We start from the raw sequence: 24,954 nt of genomic DNA, 5'->3' as shown, positions 1-24,954 counted from the left end.
CAGCTCAGTACAGGTCCGGACTCAGCGCCAGACCTTGATCTGGTCGTTGTCCACGCGCTGCATCGGCTGGCCGGGCTTGCAGGTGAAGGTGGCACCGAAGGACGGCAGGTTGGACAGCGGGCCGTTGGTGCGCCAGCGGCCCGGGGCCAGGATGTCCGAGCTCAGGCGCTGGGCGGCGACATTCGGCGAGAGCTGCTGCGGCCACAGGCTCGCCCAGCCACGGAAGAAGCCCTGCTGGGCAGCCGGCTTGGCGGCCGGTTCGACCGCCTTGTAAGCCTCCCACGCCAGTTCCAGACCGGCCAGGTCGGCCAGGTTCTCTTCGCGGGTGAGTTCACCGTTGACCTTGGCACCCTTCACGCCCGGGTAGTCGTAGCCGCTGTACTGCGCGGCCACGCGGTTGCCGAACAGAGTCCAGGCGGTCTTGTCGGCCGGGGTCCACCAGCTGCGCAGTTCGCCCTTGGCATCGACCAGCGCGCCCTTGGCATCGATTGCACGGGTCAGCTCATGGGCGACCAGCGCACCGTAGCTGCCAAACAGCTCGGCGGTATCGCCCTTGGCGTTGAACACCGGGCTCTGCAGCACGGCGGCGGTGACGATCAGGCGGTTCTGTGCGATGTCATAGGCCAGTGCCGGCTGCTGCGGCAGCACGTCCCAACGACGGTCGGCGTTGCCCTTGCCGATGCGTTTCATTTCTTCGCGGTGGCGCCAGGTCGAGGCGATCAGCATGTTGCCGCCGAAGCTGCCACGGCCCATCGGCTGCACGGTGTAGTCCAGATCGCGCAACGGGGTGCCGATCTCGATCTTCAGCGCGGCCAGCTTGGCCTGCGCTTCGGTCTTGGCTTCATCGCTCATCCAGGTGCTGCGCTTGACCGCATCGATCTGCACTTCGCGGATCTTGTCCACCACCAGCGCCGCCTTGCGACGGTCGTCGGCGGACAGATGCTTGGCCGCGTACTCACGGCCGACCATCGGGCCGGCAGCGACGTTGATCGCATCCAGCACCTGCTCCCAGCGCGCCGGCGGCAGGGTCTGGCCACGGATCACACGGCCGCGGAATTCGAACTCGGCATCGCGGTAGGCCTTGGACAGGTAAGGGGCCATCGCATCACCCACGCGCCAGCGCAGGTAGACCTTCCACTGCTCCGGCTTGAGCCGGGTGACCATGCCGTCGAGCTGCTTGAACAGCGCCGGATCGGACAGCGAGACCAGGTCGTCATTGACGCCCTGTGCCTTCAGGAAGGCCTCCAGCTGCAGGTTGCGGTAGCGGCTGTTGAGCTCCTTCGTGGAGATCGGCGCGTAGTTGTTGAACGGGTTGTTGATCCCGGCCAGCGACTGCGCGTTGCGCGCCAGTTCGGTTTCCAGGGCGATCACCGACTGCGACTCCGCATCGAGCTTGTCGGCCGGAGTGCCGGTCAGTGCCAGCACCTGCTTGACGTAGTTGCGGTAGCGACCCATCAGCGCGACGGTGTCGGCATCGGTCCGGGTATAGAACGCCGGGTCCGGCAGGCCCATGCCGCCCTGCATGAAGTAGCCGATGTGGCGGTCCAGCGCCTTCAGGTCCACGTCCGGGGCGAAGTTGAAGGCCACCGGGATGCCGACCTGGTGCAGCGCGGCGATCGACGCCGGCACATCCTTGGCCTTCTTGATCGCATTGATGCGGGTCAGCAGGGGGGCGATCGGATTGGACCCGTCGGCTTCCACCGCGGCCTCGTCCAGGCCACTGGCCCAGAAGTCGCCCAGCAGCTTCTGCACGTTGCCCTGCGGCGCGGTCATCGCGCCATCCAGCAGCGCGCGCTGCTGCTGGCGGGTGCGGTCGGCCAGCTGGCCCAGCGCGGTGGTGGCGCCGGTCTGCGGCACCGGGTTGGCCTTCAACCAGGTGGCGTTGGTGGCTTCGTAGAAGTCGCTGCACTGGGCGCTGACCGCCGGCGCGCGGGCGGCGGCCTTCTTCTTCGGCGCGGCGTGCGCATCGGGAGCAGCGACCAGGGTGAGCAGGCTGATGCCCAGGGCGATGGCAAGCGGACGGAGGTTGGACATGTAAAGCGAATCCAGCGGAATTGGGATCGCGCGAGTGTACCAAGCAAAGCGAAACGAGCGTGATGGGCAGCATGCGCCCCAAAAGCAAAGGCCCGGGAGATCCCGGGCCTTTGCATGCATCACCTCACGCGTGGGCGCGATGGCTTACCAGATCACGACCTGCTGGTCGCCGGCGCGCACCATCGGCGAACCGGCTTTGCACTGGAACGCAGCGGCAAAGGTCGGCAGGTTCGACGGGGCACCCATCGCACGGAACTGCGCCGGGGCATGCGGGTCGGTCGCCAGACGGACCTTCATGTTCTCCGGGGTGTACTTGGTGCGCCACACGGTGGCCCAGTTGAAGAAGAAGCGCTGGTCGCGGGTGAAGCCGTCGACCTTCGGGTCTTCCTTGCCGGCCGAGGCCTTCTGCAGGGCGTCGTAGGCGGTGGCCAGGCCACCCAGGTCGGCGATGTTCTCGCCCAGGGTCAGCTTGCCGTTGACCGGCTGGCCGTCCACCTTGTAACCGTCGAACTGCTTGATCAGCTTGCCGGTCAGGCCGCTGAAGTTCTTGGTGTCCGCCTCGGTCCACCAGTTCTCGAAGTTGCCGGTCGGCCCGAAGCGGCTGCCCTGGTCGTCGTAACCGTGGGTCATTTCATGGCCGATCACCGCACCGATGCCGCCGTAGTTCAGCGCATCATCGGCCTTGGGGTCGAAGAACGGCGGCTGCAGGATGGCGGCCGGGAACACGATCTCGTTCTGCAGCGGGTTGTAGTAGGCATTGACCGTCTGCGGGGTCATGCCCCACTCGGTCTTGTCCACCGGCTGGCCGATCTTGGACAGCGCGAACTTGTAATTGAATTCATTCGCCGCGCGCACGTTGCCCAGGTAGCTGTCGCGACCGGTGGTCAGGCCGCTCCAGTCACGCCACTTGTCCGGGTAGCCGATCTTCGGGGTGAAGGTTTCCCACTTGGCGATCGCCTTGGCCTTGGTCTCGTCGCTCATCCAGGTCAGGCCCTGGATGCGCTCCTTGAGCGAGGCGGCCAGGTTCTTGACCAGTTCTTCCATCTTGGCCTTGGCTTCCGGCGAGAAAGCGACCTTGACGTACAGCTGGCCGAACGCATCGCCGGCATCGTTTTCGATGGTGCCCAGCACGCGCTTCCAGCGCGGCTTCTGCTCCTTCTGACCGTTCAGGGTCTTGCCGTAGAAGTTGTAGTTCTCGTTGACGAAGGCATCAGCCAGGTACGGCGAGGCGCCGTCCACGGTGTGGAAGCGCAGGTAGGCACGCCACACCGACGGATCGGTGTCGCCCAGTGCCTTGCTCACTTCCTGGTGGAAGCTCGGCATGGCCAGCGAGAACTTCTCCGGGGCGGCGATGCCCTGGGCCTTGAAGAATTCGGTCCAGCTGAAGTTCGGGGTCAGCTTGTCCGCATCGGCCACGGTGACCGGGTTGTAGAACAGCGAGACATCGCGCGAGAGCTCGACGCTGGACTTGGAGGCCTTGGCCAGGCGGGTTTCGAACTTGACCACATCGGCGGCCTGCTTTTCAGCATCGGCCGTGGCCACGCCGGCCAGTTCCAGCACCTTGGCCACGTGGGCCTGGTAGGCCTTGAGCTTGTCGGCGTTCTTGGCGTCGGTGTAATAGGTGGTGTCGGGCAGGCCGAGGCCGCCTTGGCTGGCGTAGGCCAGGTTCATGCTGGAATTCTTGAAGTCCGCTTCCGGACCGAAGCCGAACAGCACGTTCTCGCCCTTGGCCGCGCTGGTGCGCAGGTAGTTGGCGATCGCGTCCTTGTCCTGCAGGCCGTCGATGGCAGTCAGGTCGGCCTTGATCGGCTCGATGCCCTGGGCATTGATCTTGGCCTCGTCCATGCCGGTGGCCCAGAAGTCGCCGACGATCTTTTCGATGCCGACCGGGTTCTTGACCGCCGCGACCTGCTCGGCGAGCTGGTGCTGCACGGCGACCGAGCGCTCGTCCAGGATGGTGAAGGCGCCCCAGCTGGTGCGGTCGGCCGGGATTTCATTGGCGGCCAGCCACTTGCTGTTGACGTAGTCGCCGAACGCACCGCAGGCGTCCATGCTGGTGTCCAGATCGGACGGGTGGAAGGCGTTGTAGGCCGGCAGCTTGCTCTCGTCGAGCTTGTACTCGGTGGCGGCCGGCGCCGCCGGCGCGGCGGTGGAGGCTGCGCTGTCCGTGGCCGGGGTTTCGTTCTTGCCGCAGCCGACCAGCGCGGCCGAAACGGCCAGGGTCAGCAGTACCAGTTTGGGTGTACGAGCGATCACGTGATTGGCCTCCAGGCCGGAAAGTCATGCAGGAATGGCCCGGAAGGGCCTGTGGGCCAGACGATACGCCGCTGGCCCGGCCTGCAAGGGTGTCGAAGGTCATGGCCGATGGCAAGAGGCCTGATCCGGTCAACCCTGGCGACCGGGCTGAACGCCTTAAAGCCCGCCGCCGCCGCAGCCCTTGGCGAGATAATCGTCGATCACGGTGAGCTGGTCGGCCATGATCTTGCGGGTCCAGGCCGGGCCGTGGGCGTAATCGGCAATGGCGTGGTACTCCACTGGCTGGCCGGAGTTCTTGGCCTTGGCGACGAACCACTCGGACTGTTCGATCGGCACGGTCCGATCGCGATCCCCGTGGTAGACCATCAGCGGGATCTTCATTTCGCTGGCCTTGTCCAGCGGATTGAGGCCGTCCACTGTGGGGGCCTGGGCCTGGCGGAAGAACGGATTGGTGTAGAACCGCGACCAGATCTTCTTGATGTCCGACACACCGGCACCCGCGATGGCGCACTTGTACAGCCCGTTGGGACGCACCGAAGCGGCAAACGCGGAGTAGCCGCCATAAGAGAAGCCGAACATGGCGATGTGGCCGGGCTGGGCGATCTTCTGTTCGATCATCCACTTGGCGCCATCATCCTTGTCGTCCTGCATCTTCTGGCCCCATTCGGCATCGCCAGCCATCCACAGCTTGCGGCTCCAGTCGGCTGAGCCGCGGAACTGCGGGCGGAGAACGGCCATGCAGCGCGACGCCATCAATGGAACCCACATCGAGCCATCGAAGTCCATGCCGTCACGTGCCCACGGACCGCCATGTGGGTGCACCACCGTCTTCCATGGGCCGGCACCGCACAGCTCCACGCTGGGCGTCGTCAGGAAGGCCGGGATGTCCAGGCCATCGCGAGCCTTGTAATAGACGAGGCGGGTGCTGCCAAGCGCGGCCGGATCGATCTTCGGATACGACTTGGCGAGCAAGGTCAGCTGACCGTTATGGAACAGGTAGTAGACAGGCGGATCGGAGGGTCCGGAAACGGCCACCAGAAACGTCTTGAGGTTGGCACTGTAGTCCAGCAGGCGGATCGACTTGTCTGCGTCCAGTTGCGTCGTCGCGCGTTGTCCGGTCGCCGGGTCCACCAGCGTGACATCGCTGGAGCTGATCTTCAGTGCTTGGCGCAACCCTTGCTCCAGCGCCTGGAAGGTCGGGTCGGTCCACTGGATTTCATTGGCGCGCGGACCGTTGTAACCCACGCCGAGCAGGGCACCAAACGGCACACCCTCGACATTCTTGTAGCGGTTCAGGACCACACTGCCCGCATTGAAGAACTTATGTTCGAACAGCACTTCCTTCTGCTTGCGCGCGGTGATGTCGTACTCATAGATGACCGTCTTGTCGCGGCCCACATTGCTCTGGATGAAGGCGATGTTGGGGTCGTCGGCAAAACCCACCACCTGGGTGATGTCGCGGTCCTTCACGTGCGAGCGGAAGTGCTCCTCCCACGTGTTGCTGGCCGGATTGCGGAACTCGGTGGCGATGTAGGCACCGACGCCGTCCAGGTCCTGGCGAAGACGTGCGCGCAGTTCGCTGTTGAGGTCGGTGACATAACCGGCCACGCGCTCCTCGGTCTTCTGGATACGTTGGGAAGTGAAGTTGCGAAGGTTGACCTTGTAGACGTCACCGGAATTGCTGCCCGAACCGTTGACCACCAGGATGTGATCCGGGTCGTTGGGCAGCGTGTCCAGCACCGTGGAATTTGACAGCGCTTGTTCGAGTTCTTCATTGCGGCTGGTGGCGCGAGGGGGGCTGATCGGTTCTTTCCACTCCTTGCCCTCTGTGTCGGTGATGAAGAACTTGCTGATGAATGTTTTGTTGAGTCGATCCGTGCGCAGGTCGAACGGCTGCCACAGGGTCACGGCCAGCAGGCCGTTCTTGATGAAGCTCACACTCTGGAACTTCATGCGACCCGAGCCGATCACGGTGGGTGCAGCGTCCAGCGCATCGGTCTTCCACACCAGGATTACGCGCTCTTCGCCACGCGCCTGAAGGCCGGCGATCTGCTTGCCGTCCGGAGACAGGGACAGACTGGCGATATCAGGGAACGCCGCCAATTGTTCGATGCTGGGGACGGCGGGCTTCGCGTGCGCGGGCAGCGAGGAGGCCATCGCCATCGCCAGTGCGGCAAGGGTCAGGGACTTGAAGCTCATCAAACTACTCCTTCCTGGGGGATCGGAATGGCAAAAAAAAACCGCCGCCCGAAGCCGGGCGGCGGTCCAGTCCTACTATCAGAAGCTCTTGGTGAGGTTCACGAAGTAGGTGCGGCCGACATAGTCGTAGCCACTGTACAGCGGAGCGTTGCCGACCCGGTTGTAGGCACCGGAGGAGATCATCGGCGGCTCTTCGTTACGCAGGTTGCGCACGCCAGCGGTTACCGACCACGTGTCACCCTTGTATTCGGTCGACAGCGAGTGCAGGAAGTAGCTCGGCACGTCGAACTTGTAGACCGAGGTTGCCGCGTCCAGCTCGTAGTAGTCATAGCTCTGCATGGCGTTCACCCACTCCATGCCGTAGCGGAACTTCCACTTGTTCCAGGAGTAGACGACGTCCAGCGTACCCGACATGTCCGGCGTGTTCAGCATGCCGTTGTAGTCGATCAGCTCATCGTCCTGGAACAGCTTGTTGGACTGCTCGAGGAAGCGGGTGACCTGCGCGGTTGCACGCAGGCTGCCCGGGCCGAGGTCACGGGTGTAGCGCAGCGTGAAGTCCAGACCACGCACCTTGTCGGTGGCCAGATTGACGTAGCTGTCACGCACGGTGAGAGCGCCGTTCAGCGGGTTGCGCGCGTCCACCAGACGGCAGAAGCCGCCGCCGGCACGGAAGTCCGGGCTGTTGTAGCACAGGTCCAGGATGTTGGCGCCGCCAGCACGCGACACACCGTTGCTGACCTCGATGTTGAAGTAATCCACGGCCAGCGAGATGTCGCCGACTGCCGAGCTGAACTCCGGCTGCAGCACGATGCCTGCGGTGAAGTTCTTCGAGGTTTCAGCCTTCAGGCCGCTTTCCGCACCACCGGCCTGGATGACCGAGACCGACTGGGTGGACTGGAAGTCCGGCGCCAGGCCTTCCGAGGCACAGTTACGCGCTTTCGGGGTGCCCGGATCGTTGCCCCAGTTGTTGCAGGGGTCGATCTGGTTGCTCAGGAAGCCGCTGGTGGCACCCAGGAACTGTTCGAACAGCGCCGGGGCGCGGTACGAGGTGCCGTAGGACGCGCGGAACGACACCCACGACACGGGGGTCCACAGGCCGCCCAGCTTGTAGGTCTGATCCGAACCGTACGAATCGTAGTCGGTCCAGCGACCGGAGACGTTGAAGGTCAGCTCTTCGGCGGCGGTCACGCCCGACAGGATCGGGAACTCCAGTTCGCCGAACACTTCCTTCACCGTGTCCGTACCACGGGTCGGGGTCGAGGAGGTCAGGTTGTACAGATTGTTGTTGATCGAGTGGATCGACGGGGTGTCATCGATCTTGGCACGGCGCCATTCGGCACCGACCGCACCGCGGACATCACCGTGCGGCAGCGAGAACAGCGGGCCGCTGAAGGAGATGTTGGCGGTGGTTTCGGTGTACAGCGTATTGCCGGTGACCGGCACGAACACGTAGTCGGTCCAGGCGCGCGGCAGCTGGCCGCCGATTACGGCGCTGGTCAGCCTGGGAGCCGCGACGCAGCCATCAGACGTATCCACGCAGCGGAAACCACCGGCGCCGTCAGCGACAACGTTCAGGCTCTTGTTGAGGCGGTCGGTCAGGAACGATTCCATCGTGTAATCCGCGTCGGAACGCGCATGGCTCAACGAGAAATCGTAGTCCCAGGTCGAGCTCACGTGGCCACGCAGGCCGGCAGTGCCCTTGAAGAAGTCGACCTTCTGCGAGCTCTTGTCGTTGCCGTAGCCGATGAAGGCACGCACGCCGACGCCGCCGCCGAAGTTCGACGAGGCCAGGTTGGCCGGAATCAGCGGGCTGCCGCGCAGGTAGTCCAGGGACAGCTGGCGGTAACCGGTCTGCTCGGATTCACGACGGCTGCCCAGCAGTTCGAAGTACGCCTCGGCATCGCCCAGCACGCCCAGGTCCAAACCACCCTGCAGGTAACCGGTGTGGGTTTCGGCGCCGGAAATCAGCGAGCGGTTCAGCGTGCGCGGGTCGAAGGTGTCGCGGATATTGCTGTTGGTGGTCTGACCACCACCCACGCCTTCAAAACCGACCAGGCCGGTGGTGACGGCCGAGTTCGGACGCCAGCGGTTGAAGCTGGTGCCGCGTGCGCCTGCCGCAGCGACGCCGGTCAGGCTCTGGGTGCCGATGGTGTTGATGGTGACGCCGTTGGAGCCGGTGCCGGTGATCGGATAGCACTTCGGCTGGCCGGTCAGCGGATCGATGGTGTCCGAGCTGCCCCAAGCGCCACCGGTGGCCGGACGACGGTAGTCGGTGTTGCAACGGGTCCAGTCGCGGTCGTTGAGAGACAGACCATCGCGGTTGTAGTACTCGTACGAACCAGAGATGTGGCCGGTTGCGCCGGTCTTGCCTGCGACGATCGCATAGCTGCGCTGTTCGCCACCACCACCATCGGTCGCCGTCTGGCGCGCTTCGAAGGTGACACCATCAATTTTCTTCTTGGTGATGATGTTGATGACGCCGGCGACAGCGTCGGAACCATAGACCGAGGATGCGCCGTCCTTCAGGACTTCGACGCGGTCGACGATGGAATTGGGCAGCACGTTCAGATCGGTGGCACCGACCGAGCCGCGCGAGCCAGCCGGCGAGACGCGGCGGCCGTTCAGCAGGATCAGGGTGCGGGTCGGGCCGAGGCCGCGGAGACCGACGGTGTTGGCGCCCGGTCCGCCGTTGGTGACATAGCCGCCGTACGCGTTGTTGATCTGGGCCGAGCCAGCGGTGATCGCGGTGCTCTGCAGGACGCCTGCGGTGGACTGGAAGCCCGCCAGGGTGGTCTCTTCACGCGTGATGACCTGCACCGGCGAGACGGAATTGAACACGTCGCGGCCGATACGGGAGCCGGTAACGGTGACCGTATCCAGGTTCGTGGCCTTCTCGGCCTGCGGGGCCGCCTGGGTCGAGCCAGCGGTGTCCTGCGCGAAGGCAGGAGCGGAAACACCCAGCACCAGCGCGGTTGCCAATGCGAAGCTCAGCGGATGACGGCTGAGCGACTTACGATTCATCATGTAGATCCCCTTGGAACGAACGTTTCGTTAAAACACCGGCGACATGCTCTATCAGGCGTCTCCGTGTGCCCTTGGAACAGGTCTCGGCGATGAAATGCCGCCCTGCTCACCAGCTTCACGAGCTGATGACCCAACGTTAACATGGAATTAACGAAGCCTGTCAACTGTTCATCAAGAGGTCATAAAGACACGATAGGCAAAGGGGCCTGCGTGCGCCGAAAAAATTCCGCAACTGGTTGAATGAAAAAGAATTAGAAGTGGTTTCATTCGAAACTGTTGCCTGGCGCGCTGGATTCAACGTGGGGCTGGTTGATTTGTCGGGACGTCAGACAACGGTGGTGGGCGTTTCGAAGGCGGATGTCTGTATGGGGCGGCGCATGGCGGAGGCGCAAAAGCCGGCATGTATAGTGTCCGGTCAATATTCGGCATCTGGAGTTACCGCAGTGAGCAGCAGCCCGTCCCGTCGCCCCCACGCCAGCCAAGTGCAGAAGGGGTTGTCACCGCATCCGCGCGTCCGCAACGTGATCGCGGTGGGCTCGGGCAAAGGCGGCGTCGGCAAGTCCACCACGGCGGTCAACCTTGCGGTCGCGCTGGCCAAGCTCGGCGCACGCGTGGGTCTGTTGGACGCTGATATCTATGGCCCCAGCGTGCCGGCCATGCTCGGCCTGAGTGGCCGTCCGGAAAGCCCGGACAACAAGTCGATCGAGCCGATGCGTGCGTTCGGGGTGGAGACCATGTCGATCGGTTACCTGATCGAGGACGAGACGCCGATGATCTGGCGCGGTCCGATGGCGACCTCGGCGATGACGCAGTTCTTCAACGACACCCTGTGGGACGACCTGGACTACCTGCTGATCGATCTGCCGCCGGGTACCGGCGACATCCAGCTGACGCTGACCCAGAAAATTCCGCTGGCCGGTGCGGTGATCGTCACCACGCCGCAGGACATCGCCACGCTGGATGCGAAGAAGGCGCTGAAGATGTTCGAGAAGGTCGAGGTGCCGGTGCTGGGCATCGTGGAGAACATGGCGGTGCACACCTGCAGCAACTGCGGCCAGGTCGAGCATCTGTTCGGCGAAGGCGGCGGCGAGCGCATGGCCGCGCAGTACGGCGTGCCGCTGCTGGGGTCGCTGCCGCTGGAAATCGGCATCCGCGAGCAGGGCGATGCCGGTACGCCGATCACCGCCGCCGCGCCGGAATCCCTGGCGGCCCAGGCCTATCTGCGCGCCGCGGAGCGCTTGATCGAGGAAGTGGCCAAGCGCCCGCGCGCCAGCATTCCGATCCTGTCCTCGCTGATCTGAGCCGGGGCGGTCCCCGCCGCGGCCCCGCCTACGCGTGCCGGGGCAGGGGGGCTGCGGCATAATGGCGGGCCCGAACCGGCGCAGCCCAGGACCCCCTTACATGAGCATCAAGAGTGACCGCTGGATCCGTCAGATGGCCGAGCAGCAGGGCATGATCGAGCCGTTCGAAGCCGGCCAGGTCAAGCAGGCCAACGGCCAGCGCATCGTCAGCTATGGCACCTCCAGCTACGGCTATGACGTGCGTTGCTCGCGCGAGTTCAAGGTGTTCACCAACATCAACTCCACCATCGTGGACCCCAAACACTTCGATCCGGGCAGCTTCGTGGATATCGTCGGTGATGAGTGCATCATCCCGCCCAACAGCTTCGCGCTGGCGCGCACCGTGGAGTACTTCCGCATCCCGCGCGACACCCTGGTGGTGTGCCTGGGCAAGAGCACCTACGCGCGCTGCGGCATCATCGTCAACGTGACCCCGCTGGAGCCGGAGTGGGAAGGCCACGTCACCCTGGAATTCAGCAACACCACGCCGCTGCCGGCGCGTATCTACGCCAACGAAGGCGTGGCACAGATGCTGTTCTTCCAGGCCGACAAGGACGATATCTGCGAGACCTCGTACAAGGATCGCGGCGGCAAGTACCAGGGCCAGACCGGCGTCACCCTGCCGCGAACCTGAGCCCAACAGCACACAAGAGAAAATCGCGGATCACTCCGCGCTTTTTTCGTTTCCGTCTTCCCGGCAGGCGTTATTTGCCGCGGCCGAACAGCAACCCGATACCAACGGCCACCAGCACAACCGGCCACCAGGTGAGGATCAGCTTCCCCATGTTCATGTTGGTCCAGCCCAGGTTGCTGGCCAGCAGGAACAGGCCGACGAGGATCAGGACGATGGCAGCGACAAGGTTGGAACGCATCAGGGGCAGGGTCCGCTAGGGCTGGGGCGAATATCCTAGCCGTTCCTTCCAGTGCGCGACACGCTCGGCCAGCACCTGTGGATCAAAACGGTGTGCCTGCCCCTGGCCCCAGACCGGGCCCGGCCACGCCGGATCGCCGACGTGGCGCCCGATCACATGGAAATGCAGCTGGCGCACGATGTTGCCCAGCGAGCCGATGTTGATCTTCTCGACCCCATCGGTGCCTTTAAGCGCCTTGCACGCCCGGTTCAATTCGGTGCGCAGCTTGTCCTGCTGCTCGCCGTCCAGATCGATCCACTCGGTCACGCCACTCAGGCGCGGGACCAGGATCAACCAGGGGTACCTTTCATCGTTCATCAATCGCACTTGCGATAACGGCCCTTCTGCTACCAGTACGCTGTCGGTGGCCAGGCGTGAATCCAGTTCGAACTCGCTCATCCAAGATGCTCCGCAAAGAAGTCCAGGGTGCGTTCCAGCGCCAGGTGGGCGCTGTCTGGATCATACGCATGTCCGACGCTGCGGTTGAAGGCGTGATCGGCCGGGTAGACGAACGTGGCCATCTGCGGCAGCTTCTCGCGGTGGGCCTTGATCGCCTCCGGCGGGATGCTCTTGTCCTGCGCGCCGAAGTGGAACATGACCGGTGCCTTGGGCGTCTCGTCCAGGTACTTCACGTTGCGGGCGCCGTAGTAGCTCACCGAGGGCAGGCCCAGGCGCAGGGCGGAGAGCAGGGCGATGCTGCCGCCCCAGCAATACCCCACGGTGCCGACCTTGCCGGCCGGAGCCAGCCGCGAGGCGGCGGCCCGCACGATCTCCAGCGCCTTTTCCACGCCGAGCTCGCCGACCATGGCCAGGCCGGCGGCCACACCATCACTGTCGTAAGGCAGTTCCGGCGGTTCGGTGCTGTCCGGGGCCGATTCGGCCAGATCGAAGAATGACGGGGCCAGCACCGCATAGCCCTTGGCGGCGTAATCGTCGGCCACCGCGCGGATGTGCGGGTTGGCGCCGAAGATCTCCTGGATCACCACCAGGCCCCCGCGCGGCTTGCCTTCCGGCGTCGCCTGCCAGGCGCGGACCGGTCCGTAATGCGTATCGAGTGTGATCCACTCACCCATGGTGCGAGACTCCCGTTGGTTCAGGCATTCATTATCGGCCCCGCGCGGGTTAGCGCGATGTCAGCGGGCATGCCGGGTCTGGCGGGATCAACCCGATCCGGTTCAGGGGCGCGCGCTGAACGCCGGTATACTTGCCGCCGTTTCCGGCCCCAGGTCCCCACGCCATTCCGGCATGGGCCCAGGCCCCCAGAGTCCTTGCGATCCATGTCCCAGCTGAACCCCAAAGTCGGCTTCGTCAGCCTTGGCTGCCCGAAGGCCCTTGTCGATTCCGAGCGCATCCTCACCCAGCTGCGGTCCGAGGGCTACGACATCGTTCCCTCCTACGATTCGGCCGACGTGGTGGTGGTCAACACCTGTGGCTTCATCGATTCGGCCGTGACCGAGTCGCTGGATGCGATCGGCGAGGCGATGAACGCCAACGGCAAGGTGATCGTCACCGGCTGCCTGGGCAAACGCCCGGAGCAGATCCGCGAGGCCTACCCGAACGTGTTGGCGGTCTCCGGCCCGCAGGACTATATGAGCGTGATGGAGGCCGTCCACGCTGCGCTGCCGCCCAAGCACGATCCCTTCGTGGATCTGGTGCCCGACTACGGCATCAAGCTGACCCCGCGCCACTACGCCTATCTGAAGATTTCCGAAGGCTGCAATCACAAGTGCAGCTTCTGCATCATTCCCTCGATGCGTGGCAAGCTGGTCTCGCGCCCGGTCGATGAGGTGCTGCGCGAAGCCGAGCGGCTGGTGCGTGGTGGCGTCAAGGAACTGCTGGTGGTCTCCCAGGACACCTCGGCCTATGGCGTGGATGTGAAGTACGCCGAGCGCATGTGGCGCGACAAGGCCTACCAGACCCGCTTGAAGGCGCTGTGCGAAGGTCTGTCCGAGCTCGATGCCTGGACCCGCATGCACTACGTGTACCCGTACCCGCACGTGGACGAGATCGTGCCGCTGATGGCCGAAAACCGGATCCTGCCGTACCTGGATATCCCGTTCCAGCACGCCAGCCCGCGCATCCTCAAGCTGATGAAGCGCCCGGGCGCGGTCGACAAGACCCTGGAACGCGTGCAGCGCTGGCGCCAGCTCTGCCCGGACATCACCGTGCGCTCGACCTTCATCGTCGGCTTCCCGGGCGAGACCGATGCCGAGTTCGAGGAGCTGCTCAGCTTCCTGGACGAGGCGCAGCTGGATCGCGTGGGCGCGTTCGCCTACTCGCCGGTCACGGGCGCCACCGCCAACGATCTGCCCGGTGCGGTGCCCGAAGAAGTGAAGCAGGAACGCTTGGCCCGCTTCATGGAACGCCAGGCGGAGATATCCGCCGCGCGTCTGGAAGCCAAGATCGGCACCGTACAGCAGTGCCTGGTCGATGCCATCGAAGACGGTATCGCGGTGGCACGTTCGAAGGCCGATGCGCCGGAGATCGACGGCCTGGTGCATATCCAGAACGCCGATGAAGCCAAGCTGCGTGTCGGCCAGTTCGTCGATGTCGAGATCACCGAGAGCGACGATCACGACCTGTTCGGTGACGCGATCATCGCGGCGGAAGCGCGCAAGCCGTTCGATCTGCAGGTGCTGTGATCGCAGTGGTGACGGCTGCCGATGTCGGCGGTCGTCGCCGTTTCATCGCTCCGCCGCGCGAGGCGGTGGATGCGGCCTGCTTCGCACAGCCGATCTACGCCGGGCTGGGTGACCTGAACGACCTGATGGTGGCGCCGAACTGGCCCACCATTGCATCGCTCGATGCACGCCTCGCGCTGCCGGACACGCATCTGGCCGAGCAGAACGAGATGCTGCTGGCCGACGGCCTGCACTATGAAACCCGCATTGCCGAGTGCGGCCAGATCGCCACCCGTGCGGACAACTGGCACGACCTGTTCAACGCCCTGATCTGGGCGCGTTACCCCGCCATCAAGCGCGCGCTCAATCGGCAGCAGTGCCGGCACATCGCGGCGATGGCGCCCGGGCAACGCAACCGCGCGCAGGCTGCGTTGACCCAATTCGACGAGAGCGGCGTGATCGTGCGCGTGCGCGAACCGACGCTGCTGCGCGCGTGGGACCGGCACGATTGGAGTGCGTTGTTTGTGAACGGGGCAGGGCAGTGGCGACGTGGCGACATCGCCGTCGCGGCGGTGATCGGGCATGCGCTGCTGGAGCAGGCCTTGGTGCCCGAGCGCCTGCTGGTCGGCAAGTGCGTGGTGGTGCAGGGCGATGACGATGCCACCGCGATTGCGGCGGTGGCGCAGGCAATCGCGGACGGTGTGCTGCTCAATGATCCCCTGGAACTGCGGCCATTGCCGTTGGCGGGGATTCCCGGGTGGCACGCGCGGCAGGACGCGGGCTTCCATGCGCGGGCCGACTACTTCCGCCCGTTACGCGAGGGCCGTGCGTATCCCGCAACGCTGGGGTGATTCCATGCGTGGATGCACCCTGTCAGCCGGGGTACGCCACCGACAGGATCGCGAACCCGTGGCGGCCGCTGGGCAGCTCCACCTCGAACTCATCGTCCACCCGCTTCTTCAGCAGAGCGCGGGCCAACGGCGAATCGATGCTGATCCAGCCCGCACCGGCATCGGTCTCGTCCGGGCCGACGATGCGATATACGTGGATGTCGCCCGAGTCGACGTTCTCCAGCTCGATCGTCGCGCCGAAGAACACCGCGTTCGGATCGGTCGGCGCGGTATCGACAATGCGCAGTGCTTCCAGCCGTTTGGTCAGATAGCGCACGCGCCGGTCGATCTCGCCCAGCTGCTTCTTGCGGTAGGTGTACTCGGCATTCTCTGAGCGGTCGCCTTCCGCTGCCGCGGCCGCCAGTGCCTTCACCACTTCGGGGCGCTTGTGCCGCCACAGCTCATCCAGTTCGGTCTTCAACCGCTGGTGGCCCTGTGCGGTGATCAGGGCCGTGCTTTTTTCCGCGGGGGGACGCCAACGCGACATCAGGTCTGCTTGTGCTCGTCAAAAGGTGCCGCGCCACAGGGCGCGACACGAAGTATCAGCGCTTTCCGCCGAAAATACCGCCGAGCAGGCCGCGCACGATCTGGTTGCCCAGCTTGGTGCCGACGGTGCGCGTGGTCTGCTTGGCCATGGTTTCGATCATGCCCTGGCGGCGCTTGGTGCCGAAGATCGCATCCTTGATGCTCTGGCCAAAGCCACCTTCCTGCGCCTCATCCTGCTGGCGTGTCCGGGCTTTCGGTGCATCGGTCTGCTCGACGGTCTTCTGCGCGCGCTGCGCCAACAGTTCGGCTGCCGATTCGCGGTTGATCGCGGTGTCGTAACGGGTGCCCACCGGGCTGCCGGCGCGCACCTGCGCACGTTCGGCCGCGGTGATGGCGCCCATCCGGCAGCGCGGCGGCGCGATCTGAGTCTGCTGCACGGGCGAGGGAATGCCCTTGTCCTGCAGCGTGGATACCAGCGCTTCGCCGGTACCCAGCTTGGCCAGCGTCGCAGCCACGTCGAGTTTGGGATTGGGCACGAAGGTTTCGGCCGCGACCTTCACCGCTTTCTGGTCGCGCGGGGTGAACGCACGCAGCGCGTGCTGCACGCGGTTGCCGAGCTGGCCGAGAATGTTGGCCGGCACGTCATCCGGGAACTGCGAGCAGAAGTACACGCCCACGCCCTTGGAGCGGATCAGCCGGACCACCTGCTCGATGCGCTGCGCCAGCGCCGGCGGTGCGTCGTCGAACAGCAGGTGCGCCTCATCGAAGATGAAGACCAGCTTCGGCTTCTCCAGATCGCCCACTTCCGGCAGCGTTTCGAACAGCTCCGAGAGCAGCCACAGCAGGAAGGTCGAATACAGCCGCGGCTTGAGCACCAGCTGGTCGGCGGCGAGGATGCCGATCACGCCGCGGCCATCGTGGTTGACGCGCATGAGGTCGGCCAGCTCCAGCGCAGGCTCGCCGAAGAACGCTTCGCCGCCGTCCTGTGACAAGCGCAGCAGCGAACGCTGGATCGCCGCCACCGTCTGCGCGCTGACCAGGCCGTATTCGGTGGAGATGTCCTTGCGCTCCTCGGCGACCAGGCCGAGCAGGGCGCGCAGATCATCCAGATCAAGCAGCAGCAGGCCGCGGTCGTCGGCGAGCTTGAACACGATGTCCAGCACACCGGCCTGGGTGTCGTTGAGTTCCAGGATGCGGGCCAGCAGGGTCGGGCCCATTTCACTGACCGTGGTGCGTACCGGGTGGCCGAGCTTGCCGTACAGATCCCAGAACACGGTCGGGCTGGCAGCGGGCGCGTAGTCGGTCACGCCGAGGTCGGTCGCGCGCTGCAGCAGGGCGTCGGTGCCGGCACCGGGCACGGCCAGGCCGGACACGTCACCCTTCACATCGGCCAGGAACACCGGTACGCCGATCCGCGAGAAGCCTTCGGCCAGCGTCATCAGGGTGACGGTCTTGCCGGTGCCGGTCGCGCCGGCCACCAGACCGTGGCGGTTGCCCAGCCGCGGCAACAGGGTCACGGGGATGTCGTCGGTGATGCCTTTGCCGAGCAGAATCGGATCCATGGTCAACTCGCAGTGTGAATAGGCGGGATTCTAAACGTCGGCATGGGCTGGCCGGCAGACGGGTTGCCCCGATGCAAGCGGCGCGGCTACTCTGCCCCATCGTTCGCACACAGTGCCAAAAATGCCCGTTCCTGTCTTGCTTGTCCGTGGTTGGCCGCTGTTGGCCGTTGCCGCGATGCTGTCGATCGTCCCCGAGGCCCATGCCCAGCGCGTCTCCGCCCGCGACAAGGCCAAGGTGGAGGCGCTCGACCAGCGCATGACAGCCGCCGAGAAGCGCTACAACGCGGCGCTGGTGCTGGTGAACAATGCCGACCCCAAGGGCACCAACGAGGCCGATGCCGCGCTGGAGGACATGGAGGATGTGATCAGCGCCTGCGTGGCCCAGAAGGGCTGTGTGGTCAGCAATCTGCTGCCGACCTACAAGCGCCTGCTCAAGAGCAACGCCGACAGCCAACAGGACAACGAGGACGGCACGGCCATCGCCGACGGCACGCTGCTGGAGGCCGACCCGGACCATGTCGGCCCGCTGGCCGCCGATGTGCCCGAAGCCGCCCGTGCCGCCGCGCTGCTCAACGACAAGCGGCACGCCTTCGACACCATGGTCGAGTACAACCCGGCTGTGCAGGCCGGCATCCGCCGCTGGCTGACCGACATGCGTCCGGCGCTGCTCACCAGTTACGAGAATTACCAGAACCTGCGTGCGGTGATGTGGCCGGAGTGGGAAAAGCGCGGCCTGCCCGAGGCGCTGCTGTTCGGGATCATGGCCAAGGAATCCAACGGCCGCGTGCACGCCTCCTCGCGTGCCGGCGCCGCCGGGCTGATGCAGTTCATGCCGGCCACCGGGCGTCGCTTTGGTCTCGGCCCGGACGGCACCGGCTTCGATACGCGCTTTGATGCCCGCAGCGCGGCCGAGGCCAGCGCGACCTACCTCAACGAACGCATGCGTGAGCTCAACAACAGCGTCGAGCTGTCGCTGGCCGGTTACAACGGCGGTGAAGGCCGCGCCATCCGCGTGTTCCGCCAGTACCCGGGGCAGGGCTTCTGGACCGACAGCGTCTACAACCAGTTCCCGGGCGAGACCAAGGATTACGTGCCGATGGTGATCGCCGCGGCGTGGATCTATCTGCACCCGCAGCAGTACGGCGTGGAGTTCCCGAAGATCAGCGCGCAGCCGGCCACCATCCGCTTGGCCAAATCGACCACGATCTACGAGCTGACCATCTGCCTGGGCAGCGCCGGTACCCGTGACGGCTACATGCGCGCGCTGCGCAACCTCAACCCGCGCTATGAGGCAGACGGCTGGATTCCGGCCGGCACCACCATCAACGCGACCACCCGCATCGCCGGCCTGTACAACCGGTTCTGCGTCAGCGGCCCGCGCGCCGATCTGGCCCGCACCCTCATCACCGCCGACCTCAATGCGGCGATCGTTCGCCCCACGGCGGTCAGCTACACCGGCAACGTGGCGGTGGGCAGTGTGGTCCCGGTCGCCCAGGCGCAGGCCATGCCCGCAGTGACCCCGGTCGCGCCGGTAGCCGTGCCGGCCGCCAAGCCCAAGGCCAAGCCGGCCCGCAGTTACAAGGTCGGCAAAGGCGAGACGCTGGGCAGGATCGCGGCCAGGTTCCAGTGCGACGTGCCGACCCTGGCCCGGGCCAACGGCCTCAAGGCACCGGCCTATTCGCTCAGGCAGGGCCAGAGCATCAAGCTGCAGGGCTGCGACAAGTAAGCCATAACCGGGTAGGCTCGCCGGCATCACGCCTGCGGCCGCCCGGCCCAGCACATCCATCGCAGCGTCGGCCACGTGCCCGCGCTCACCGCAACACGCAGACAGGACAGCAAGATGGATATCACCGCGATCAACGAGATGTTCGCCAACATCCGTGAAAACACCGATTGGGACCTCAACGGCCCGATGCTGTGGGGCTACTTCTTCGTCAACACCACGCCGGAGCCGCTGCATGGCCTGGGCGAGAAGCTTGTTGAACTGGGGTATACCCTGGTGGAAGTGTTCGAACCGGACCTTGAAGAAGGCGAAGACCCGTACCACGTGCTGCACGTAGAGCGCGCCGAGGTGCATACCGAAGCCTCGCTGGATGCCCGCAACCATGAGCTGCAGGCCCTGGCCGAAGCGAACGGCGTGGAAGACTACGACGGCATGGACGTCGGCCCGGTCGAGATCTGATCGCAGCGGAATGTCTCACACAAAAAATGCCCCGGTGTCCCGGGGCGTTTTTTTGTGGGCGTGAGCCCCAGGTAGTGCCGGCCGCTGGCCGGCTCCCGGAATATCTGCGATGCCGGCCAGCGGCCGGCACTACCGTTACTTCAGGGTCGCCAGCGCCTGCCCCAGCTGAACCGCATGCTCGGCATCCAGATGCGGCGCGAACTCGGCCACGCCGGGCGGGAGCAGCACGATCACGGTCGAGCCGTAATTGAAGCGCGCCATCTCCGCGAAGCGCTCCAGGGTGACGCCCTTGCCGCGGTAGTCCTTGCGCGTGATCGTATCGCCGTAGGCCGGAATCTCCTCGCCGCCCCACACCGTCTCCACGCCGGAGACCAGCAGCGCGCCGACCATCACCGAGACCATCGGGCCGAAGTCGGTATCGAAGTGACACACCAGGCGTTCGTTGCGGGCGAACAGCCCCGGCACTGTATTCACCGCGGCCGGGCCGACGCTGAACAACCGTCCCGGCACATGCACGGTCTCGCGCAGGGTGCCGGTCCACGGCATGTGCACGCGGTGGTAATCCTTCGGCGACAGATACACCGTGGCGAACAGGCCCTGGTGGAACACCTCCGCATCCTTGGCATTGCCCAGCAGCTCGGCGGCGGTGAAGGACTGGCCCTTGGCCTGGAAGATGCGCCCGTCTTCGATCTTGCCCAGCTGGCTGATCCGGCCATCGGCCGGCATCACCAGCGTGCGCGGATCGGCATCGGCCACGCGCGCGCCCGGCTTCAACGCCCGGGTGAAGAACTGGTTGAAGGTCGGGTAGCTGCGCGGGTCCGGATTGGCCGCTTCAGCCAGATTCACGCCGAACTTGGCGGTCACGGTGTCGATCAGCCAGCGCGAGATCCGCGGGTTGCTGGAATACGCCAATCTGCGCGCCATCGACGACAGCAGGCGATGGGGCAGGGCGTAGCTCAGCGTGGTCATCAAACTCATGGGGCGGATTTCTCGGTCAGCAGTTGCAGGTCGCGGGCGATGGCCTGCGCTTGGAAAGGAGGGCGGATCAGACCGGCCAGACGGCCTTCCGGGTCCAGCACGGCCAGGCTGGCCGAGTGTTCGAGGGTGTAATCCTCGGAATTCTCATCGAAGTGCTTGCCTGGCACCTTCTGGAACACGAAGCCCAGCGAGGTGGCGAAACGCTCCAGCGAAGGCACATCGGCTGTCGCGGCCAGCGTGTCCTTATGGAACGCATGCACGTACTCGCCCAGCCGTGCCGGCGTGTCGCGCTCGGGATCGACCGAAATGAAGACCAGCCGCGGGCGCAGCGTCTCGGGCAGGGCTTCCCATTGTTTCTGGGCCTGCGCCAGATCGGCCAGCGTGGTCGGGCAGACATCCGGGCAGAAAGTGAAGCCCAGGAACACCAGGGTCCAATGGCCCTTCAGCTCGCCTGGGATCAGCCGGGTGCCGTCGGACTGGCTCAGATTGAAATCGGGCAGCGGGCGCGGCTGTGGATAGAAGGTGATCGACTCGGTGGCGGGGCGGTCACCGCCCGGCTTGGGCGCGAAGACCTTCTGCGCCACGACCAGCCCCAGCCCGGCGGCGAGGGCGATCAGCAGGATGATGCCGACATTGCGATTGAACATAAGGGCCCCGTCCCGGAAGTGGCCACCATGATAGAGGGATGCGGGCTGTGGAGCGAAGCTGCCGACTTTCGGCTCATGGCGTCGGCACGGGTGGGTTTCCGGGACCCGCCGTGAATCCATCCCTGGAGGCTCGTGAGCAGCATCCATGCTGCTCAACGGTCCCGGAAACCCACCCGTACCGCCACCTCGACAGTGGGCCGGTGCGTATGGGTAAGCACAGCCAGGTGCACAGCCGAGCATCGAAACCTCAGCGTCTGGGGCAGGGCACGGATTGCTGTTGGCGAAATGCCGAGCATGGCTCGGCACTACAAAAGCCGCCTTCGATGCGTAACTCGTGCGCACCCCGGCTTGGCCTTGGCTGTTCCCCAAAGAACCAACCCACTGTCAACGGCGTGGTGGGGGTGGGAGGGCGGGACCGTCAAGCGGCATGGATGCCGCTTGTCGAGCCCCCAGGGATGGGTTCACGGCGTGTCCCGCCCTCCCACCCCCGCCACGCCAGCCCACGGACTGGCAACCGCCGCATTGGCTTCTGTCTTGATCCTCGCCGTGGCCGTGGCCCTGGCCCTGGCTCCGGCTCGTTTCGACTGCAACGGATGCCCCGGCCCGCCCCAGCGCCTATAATCGGGGGCCACATTGCCTGTTGCCCCGCCATGACCGCCGAAACGGCCGCCGAACTCCACACGATCATCGACCTGATCCGCTACGGCACCAGCCGTTTCAACGCCGCAGGGCTGACCTTCGGGCACAGCTACGACAACGCCCTGGACGAAGCCACCCAGCTCGTCCTGCACAGCCTGCACCTCCCGCATGACCTCGGCCCCGCCTACGGCCAGGCGCGCCTGCTGCAGGACGAAAAGGTCCGCGTGCTGGAGCTGTTCCAGCGCCGCATCGACGAGCGCATCCCGGCCGCCTACCTCACCGGTGAGGCCTGGTTCGCCGGCCTGAGCTTCAAGAGCGACACGCGTGCCCTGGTGCCGCGCTCGCCGATCGCCGAACTGATCGAGTGCGGCTTCGAACCGTGGCTGGCCGGCCGCGATGTCCATCGCGCCCTCGACCTGTGCACCGGCTCGGGCTGCATCGCCATCGCCATGGGCCACTACTACCCCAATTGGGAAGTGGACGGCGTCGACCTCAGCGACGAAGCACTGTCGCTGGCCGAAGAAAACAAGGAACGCCTGCAGACGTCCAACGTCACCCTGCTCAAGTCCGACCTGTTCAACGGCCTGACCGGGCGTCATTACGATCTGATCGTCACCAATCCCCCGTACGTCACCAACGACGAGACCGATGCCCTGCCGCAGGAATACGCCTACGAGCCGGAAATGGGCCTGCGTGCCGGCGACGACGGCCTGGACCTGGTGCTGAAGATCCTGCGCGACGCCCCGCTGCACCTGAGCGAGGATGGCCTGCTGATCTGTGAAGTGGGCGAGTCCGAGCAGCACCTGTACAAGCTGCTGCCGGAAGTGGATTTCCGCTGGGTCGAGTTCAAGGTCGGCCAGATGGGCATCTTCGCCGTGGAGTGCCGCGAACTGATCGCGCACAGCGCCCGCATCACCGAACTGGCAGCGCAGCGGCCGTGAGTTCCAACAGCTTCGGCAAACTGCTGACCGTCACCACCTTCGGCGAATCGCACGGTCCGGCGATCGGCTGCGTGGTGGACGGCTGTCCGCCGGGGCTGGAGATCAGCGCCGACGAATTCGCCCATGACCTGCAGCGGCGGGCGACCGGCAAGAGCCGGCACACCTCGGCGCGGCGCGAAGCGGATGAAATCGAGATCCTGTCCGGGGTGTACGAAGGCCGTACCACCGGCACCCCGATCGGCCTGCTGATCCGCAACACGGATCAGCGCAGCAAGGATTACACCAACATCGCCCAGCAGTTCCGCCCGGGCCATGCCGACTACAGCTACTGGCAGAAGTACGGCATCCGCGATCCGCGCGGCGGTGGTCGTTCCTCCGCGCGCGAAACCACCATGCGCGTCGCTGCCGGTGTCATCGCCAAGAAGTGGCTGCTGCAGCGTCATGGCGTCACCGTGCGTGGCTATCTCTCGCAGCTGGGCGAGATCACCCCGACCGGGTTCGACTGGTCGGCGGTCGAAGACAATCCGTTCTTCTGGCCGGTCGCCGATCAGGTGCCTGCGCTGGAGAGCTACATGGATGCGCTGCGCAAGTCCGGTGATTCGGTCGGTGCGCGCGTCAACGTGGTGGCTGACGGCGTACCGCCGGGCTGGGGCGAGCCGATCTACGGCAAGCTCGATGGCGATCTGGCGGCCGCGCTGATGAGCATCAATGCGGTGAAGGGCGTGGAGATCGGCGACGGCTTTGCCAGTGCCGCGCAGAAGGGCACCGAACACCGTGACCTGCTCACCCCGCAGGGGTTTGCCAGCAACCATGCCGGCGGCATTCTCGGTGGCATCTCCACCGGCCAGCAGGTCACCGCCTCGATCGTGCTCAAGCCGACCTCGAGCCTGCGCCTGCCCGGTGCCACGGTGGATGCCAGCGGTGCCTCGGTCGAGGTGATCACCACCGGTCGTCACGATCCGTGCGTGGGCATCCGCGCCACGCCGATCGCCGAGGCGATGATGGCGCTGGTGCTGATGGACCAGGCGCTGCGCCACCGCGCCCAGTGCGGCGATGTCGGCGAGATCACGCCACGTATTCCGGGCACGATCGATGGCTGATCGGCGCCCCAAGGTGTGGGTCAGCCAGCCCCTGTTCGACGATGTCGTCGAACAGCTCGGGCAGCATTTCGACCTGACCATGACCGGCGACGTCACCCGCTATACGCCGCAGACACTGGCCGAACAGCTGGCCCACGTCGACGGCGCGCTGATCACCCTCAACGAACGCATCGGTGCGGCCGAGATCGCCAACGCGCCGCAGCTGCGGGCGATCGCCAACGTCGGTGTGGGTTACAACAACCTGGATATCGACGCGCTCAGCGCCGCCGGCATCCTGGCCAGCAATACGCCGGATGTGCTGACCGAAACCACGGCCGACCTCGGCTTCGCGCTGCTGATGGCTGCCGCGCGCCGCATCACCGAGTCCGAGCGCTGGCTGCGCGATGGCCAATGGGGGCAATGGTCGTTCCAGACCATGCTCGGTGCGGACATCCACGGCAGCACGCTGGGCATCCTCGGCATGGGCCGCATCGGCCAGGGCATCGCCCGTCGCGGTGCGCACGGCTTCGGCATGCGCGTGCTGTACCACAACCGTTCGCAGCTGCCCGAGGCCACCGAGGCCGAGGTCGGCGCGCAGTATGTGGACCTGGATACGCTGCTGGCGCAGGCCGATCATCTTGTGCTGGTACTGCCGTACAACGCCGCCTCGCACCACATCATCGATGCCGATGCACTGGCGAAGATGAAGCCGACCGCCACGCTGATCAACATCGCCCGCGGCGGCATCGTGGATGAGCTGGCGCTCGCCGATGCACTGGCCAACGGCCGTCTCGCCGCCGCCGGGCTGGACGTCTTCGAAGGTGAGCCGACGGTGCGCCCGGAACTGCTCGCCCTGCACAACATCGTGCTGACCCCGCATATCGGCAGCGCCAGCCAGGCCACCCGCCGGGCGATGGTGCAGCTGGCCGTGGACAACCTGACCGCCGCACTGGGGCAGGGCCCGGATGCCGGCCACCCGCCGAGCGCGATCAACGCCGACGCTGTCGCTGCCGTGAAAACCGGCGGCGCGACCGTGGGCGGCAAAAAAATCGGCGACGCAAAACGATAGGGAACCGCGCTGGCCAACAGGCGAGGTTCCCGAACCGGTAGGTACCGACCGATGGTCGGCACATATCTCCAAGGCACGGCAGGTACCGATCGTTGG

Annotated in this window: 20 protein-coding genes; 9 read left to right on the top strand and 11 right to left on the bottom strand. The window is 65.5% G+C overall.

The genetic code is table 11. The annotated features are described in order from the left end of the window. Window positions 1-21 precede the first annotated feature (21 nt). The 4 genes from ACWV8V_RS09400 to ACWV8V_RS09385 form a co-directional block, all read right to left on the bottom strand. The gene (locus ACWV8V_RS09400; RefSeq protein WP_455899525.1) at window positions 22-2,034 is read right to left on the bottom strand and encodes a M13 family metallopeptidase; all 2,013 of its coding nucleotides are present in this window, start codon (window positions 2,032-2,034) and stop codon (window positions 22-24) included. 144 nt (window positions 2,035-2,178) lie between these two features. Continuing rightward, entirely contained in the window at window positions 2,179-4,287 is a 2,109-nt protein-coding gene (locus ACWV8V_RS09395) for a M13 family metallopeptidase (RefSeq protein WP_455899631.1), read from the bottom strand. Between the two features lie 159 nt (window positions 4,288-4,446). After that, window positions 4,447-6,489 carry an alpha/beta hydrolase family protein gene (locus tag ACWV8V_RS09390; protein WP_259259611.1) on the bottom strand — a complete coding sequence of 681 codons (2,043 nt, stop codon included), beginning with the start codon at window positions 6,487-6,489 and terminating at the stop codon, window positions 4,447-4,449. A 78-nt stretch (window positions 6,490-6,567) separates the two neighbouring features. Beyond that, a complete protein-coding gene (locus tag ACWV8V_RS09385) occupies window positions 6,568-9,510 on the bottom strand; it encodes a TonB-dependent receptor plug domain-containing protein (protein ID WP_259259612.1) in 2,943 nt (980 codons plus the stop codon). A gap of 446 nt (window positions 9,511-9,956) precedes the next feature. On the opposite strand from ACWV8V_RS09385, the gene apbC reads away from it, so the two are divergent. Both apbC and dcd read left to right on the top strand, forming a co-directional pair. Beyond that, window positions 9,957-10,814 (top strand): iron-sulfur cluster carrier protein ApbC, encoded by an 858-nt coding sequence (gene apbC / locus ACWV8V_RS09380; protein ID WP_455899524.1) that lies wholly within the window; start codon window positions 9,957-9,959, stop codon window positions 10,812-10,814. Between the two features lie 100 nt (window positions 10,815-10,914). Further along, window positions 10,915-11,487: a dCTP deaminase gene (gene dcd, locus ACWV8V_RS09375; RefSeq protein WP_088433273.1), complete on the top strand. Its 573-nt coding sequence runs from the start codon at window positions 10,915-10,917 to the stop codon at window positions 11,485-11,487. A 70-nt stretch (window positions 11,488-11,557) separates the two neighbouring features. Here dcd and ACWV8V_RS09370 read toward each other — a convergent pair whose 3' ends face one another. Genes ACWV8V_RS09370 through ACWV8V_RS09360 form a run of 3 tightly spaced genes read right to left on the bottom strand, consistent with a single transcriptional unit; the run spans window position 11,558 to window position 12,837 of the window. Then, complete coding sequence (locus tag ACWV8V_RS09370; protein WP_019182647.1) at window positions 11,558-11,725, bottom strand: LiaI-LiaF-like domain-containing protein; 168 nt, start codon at window positions 11,723-11,725, stop codon at window positions 11,558-11,560. 15 nt (window positions 11,726-11,740) lie between these two features. Continuing rightward, on the bottom strand, window positions 11,741-12,163 hold the full coding sequence (locus ACWV8V_RS09365; RefSeq protein WP_121038502.1) for an HIT domain-containing protein: 423 nt from the start codon (window positions 12,161-12,163) through the stop codon (window positions 11,741-11,743). After that, window positions 12,160-12,837, bottom strand: a complete 678-nt coding sequence (locus ACWV8V_RS09360; protein WP_455899523.1) for a dienelactone hydrolase family protein — start codon at window positions 12,835-12,837, stop codon at window positions 12,160-12,162. The genes ACWV8V_RS09365 and ACWV8V_RS09360 overlap by 4 nt, the downstream gene beginning before the upstream one ends. Window positions 12,838-13,041: 204 nt before the next feature. On the opposite strand from ACWV8V_RS09360, the gene rimO reads away from it, so the two are divergent. Together rimO and ACWV8V_RS09350 are read left to right on the top strand one after the other, a co-directional pair. Further along, window positions 13,042-14,406: a 30S ribosomal protein S12 methylthiotransferase RimO gene (rimO, locus tag ACWV8V_RS09355; RefSeq protein WP_176989272.1), complete on the top strand. Its 1,365-nt coding sequence runs from the start codon at window positions 13,042-13,044 to the stop codon at window positions 14,404-14,406. Continuing rightward, a complete protein-coding gene (locus ACWV8V_RS09350; RefSeq protein ID WP_455899522.1) occupies window positions 14,403-15,236 on the top strand; it encodes a DUF3025 domain-containing protein in 834 nt (277 codons plus the stop codon). Before rimO ends, ACWV8V_RS09350 begins: the two co-directional genes overlap by 4 nt. 22 nt (window positions 15,237-15,258) lie before the next feature. Here the strand turns inward: ACWV8V_RS09350 and greB are convergent, their stop codons facing one another. Next, on the bottom strand, window positions 15,259-15,762 hold the full coding sequence (gene greB, locus ACWV8V_RS09345) for a transcription elongation factor GreB (RefSeq protein ID WP_121038490.1): 504 nt from the start codon (window positions 15,760-15,762) through the stop codon (window positions 15,259-15,261). Between the two features lie 55 nt (window positions 15,763-15,817). After that, the gene (locus ACWV8V_RS09340) at window positions 15,818-17,323 is read right to left on the bottom strand and encodes a DUF853 domain-containing protein (RefSeq protein WP_259259618.1); all 1,506 of its coding nucleotides are present in this window, start codon (window positions 17,321-17,323) and stop codon (window positions 15,818-15,820) included. 121 nt (window positions 17,324-17,444) lie between these two features. Between ACWV8V_RS09340 and ACWV8V_RS09335 the strand changes: the two genes are divergently transcribed. Beyond that, window positions 17,445-19,049 carry a transglycosylase SLT domain-containing protein gene (locus ACWV8V_RS09335; RefSeq protein WP_259259619.1) on the top strand — a complete coding sequence of 535 codons (1,605 nt, stop codon included), beginning with the start codon at window positions 17,445-17,447 and terminating at the stop codon, window positions 19,047-19,049. A 114-nt stretch (window positions 19,050-19,163) separates the two neighbouring features. Then, entirely contained in the window at window positions 19,164-19,505 is a 342-nt protein-coding gene (locus tag ACWV8V_RS09330) for a ribonuclease E inhibitor RraB (RefSeq protein WP_121038480.1), read from the top strand. Between the two features lie 135 nt (window positions 19,506-19,640). Here ACWV8V_RS09330 and asd read toward each other — a convergent pair whose 3' ends face one another. Both asd and ACWV8V_RS09320 read right to left on the bottom strand, forming a co-directional pair. Continuing rightward, window positions 19,641-20,483: an archaetidylserine decarboxylase gene (gene asd / locus ACWV8V_RS09325; protein WP_455899521.1), complete on the bottom strand. Its 843-nt coding sequence runs from the start codon at window positions 20,481-20,483 to the stop codon at window positions 19,641-19,643. Beyond that, window positions 20,480-21,130: an SCO family protein gene (locus ACWV8V_RS09320; RefSeq protein ID WP_259259622.1), complete on the bottom strand. Its 651-nt coding sequence runs from the start codon at window positions 21,128-21,130 to the stop codon at window positions 20,480-20,482. The genes asd and ACWV8V_RS09320 overlap by 4 nt, the downstream gene beginning before the upstream one ends. A 650-nt stretch (window positions 21,131-21,780) precedes the next feature. Here ACWV8V_RS09320 and prmB point away from each other — a divergent pair. Genes prmB through ACWV8V_RS09305 form a run of 3 tightly spaced genes read left to right on the top strand, consistent with a single transcriptional unit; the run spans window position 21,781 to window position 24,858 of the window. Then, window positions 21,781-22,710 carry a 50S ribosomal protein L3 N(5)-glutamine methyltransferase gene (gene prmB / locus ACWV8V_RS09315; protein ID WP_259261424.1) on the top strand — a complete coding sequence of 310 codons (930 nt, stop codon included), beginning with the start codon at window positions 21,781-21,783 and terminating at the stop codon, window positions 22,708-22,710. Continuing rightward, a complete protein-coding gene (gene aroC, locus ACWV8V_RS09310) occupies window positions 22,707-23,810 on the top strand; it encodes a chorismate synthase (RefSeq protein ID WP_070425600.1) in 1,104 nt (367 codons plus the stop codon). The genes prmB and aroC overlap by 4 nt, the downstream gene beginning before the upstream one ends. Further along, a complete protein-coding gene (locus ACWV8V_RS09305) occupies window positions 23,803-24,858 on the top strand; it encodes a 2-hydroxyacid dehydrogenase (protein ID WP_455899520.1) in 1,056 nt (351 codons plus the stop codon). The genes aroC and ACWV8V_RS09305 overlap by 8 nt, the downstream gene beginning before the upstream one ends. The last annotated feature ends 96 nt before the right edge of the window (window positions 24,859-24,954 follow it).

It is taken from the genome of Stenotrophomonas sp. Ker107b (assembly GCF_053847245.1).
The sequence above is the reverse complement of the archived record's forward strand: the minus strand, read 5'-3'. Positions and strand labels throughout refer to the sequence as shown.

What these genes read in the sequence shown, in the direction of transcription:
- ACWV8V_RS09335 (WP_259259619.1), top strand. Translation starts at nt 17,445, where the DNA reads ATGCCCGTTCCTGTCTTGCTTGTCCGTGGTTGGCCGCTGTTGGCCGTT.
- ACWV8V_RS09305 (WP_455899520.1), top strand. Translation starts at nt 23,803, where the DNA reads ATGGCTGATCGGCGCCCCAAGGTGTGGGTCAGCCAGCCCCTGTTCGAC.
- ACWV8V_RS09320 (WP_259259622.1), bottom strand. Translation starts at nt 21,130, where the DNA reads ATGTTCAATCGCAATGTCGGCATCATCCTGCTGATCGCCCTCGCCGCC.
- ACWV8V_RS09365 (WP_121038502.1), bottom strand. Translation starts at nt 12,163, where the DNA reads ATGAGCGAGTTCGAACTGGATTCACGCCTGGCCACCGACAGCGTACTG.
- ACWV8V_RS09340 (WP_259259618.1), bottom strand. Translation starts at nt 17,323, where the DNA reads ATGGATCCGATTCTGCTCGGCAAAGGCATCACCGACGACATCCCCGTG.
- prmB (WP_259261424.1), top strand. Translation starts at nt 21,781, where the DNA reads ATGACCGCCGAAACGGCCGCCGAACTCCACACGATCATCGACCTGATC.
- dcd (WP_088433273.1), top strand. Translation starts at nt 10,915, where the DNA reads ATGAGCATCAAGAGTGACCGCTGGATCCGTCAGATGGCCGAGCAGCAG.
- ACWV8V_RS09330 (WP_121038480.1), top strand. Translation starts at nt 19,164, where the DNA reads ATGGATATCACCGCGATCAACGAGATGTTCGCCAACATCCGTGAAAAC.
- ACWV8V_RS09360 (WP_455899523.1), bottom strand. Translation starts at nt 12,837, where the DNA reads ATGGGTGAGTGGATCACACTCGATACGCATTACGGACCGGTCCGCGCC.
- asd (WP_455899521.1), bottom strand. Translation starts at nt 20,483, where the DNA reads ATGAGTTTGATGACCACGCTGAGCTACGCCCTGCCCCATCGCCTGCTG.
- ACWV8V_RS09390 (WP_259259611.1), bottom strand. Translation starts at nt 6,489, where the DNA reads ATGAGCTTCAAGTCCCTGACCCTTGCCGCACTGGCGATGGCGATGGCC.
- greB (WP_121038490.1), bottom strand. Translation starts at nt 15,762, where the DNA reads ATGTCGCGTTGGCGTCCCCCCGCGGAAAAAAGCACGGCCCTGATCACC.
- ACWV8V_RS09400 (WP_455899525.1), bottom strand. Translation starts at nt 2,034, where the DNA reads ATGTCCAACCTCCGTCCGCTTGCCATCGCCCTGGGCATCAGCCTGCTC.
- ACWV8V_RS09385 (WP_259259612.1), bottom strand. Translation starts at nt 9,510, where the DNA reads ATGAATCGTAAGTCGCTCAGCCGTCATCCGCTGAGCTTCGCATTGGCA.
- rimO (WP_176989272.1), top strand. Translation starts at nt 13,042, where the DNA reads ATGTCCCAGCTGAACCCCAAAGTCGGCTTCGTCAGCCTTGGCTGCCCG.
- ACWV8V_RS09370 (WP_019182647.1), bottom strand. Translation starts at nt 11,725, where the DNA reads ATGCGTTCCAACCTTGTCGCTGCCATCGTCCTGATCCTCGTCGGCCTG.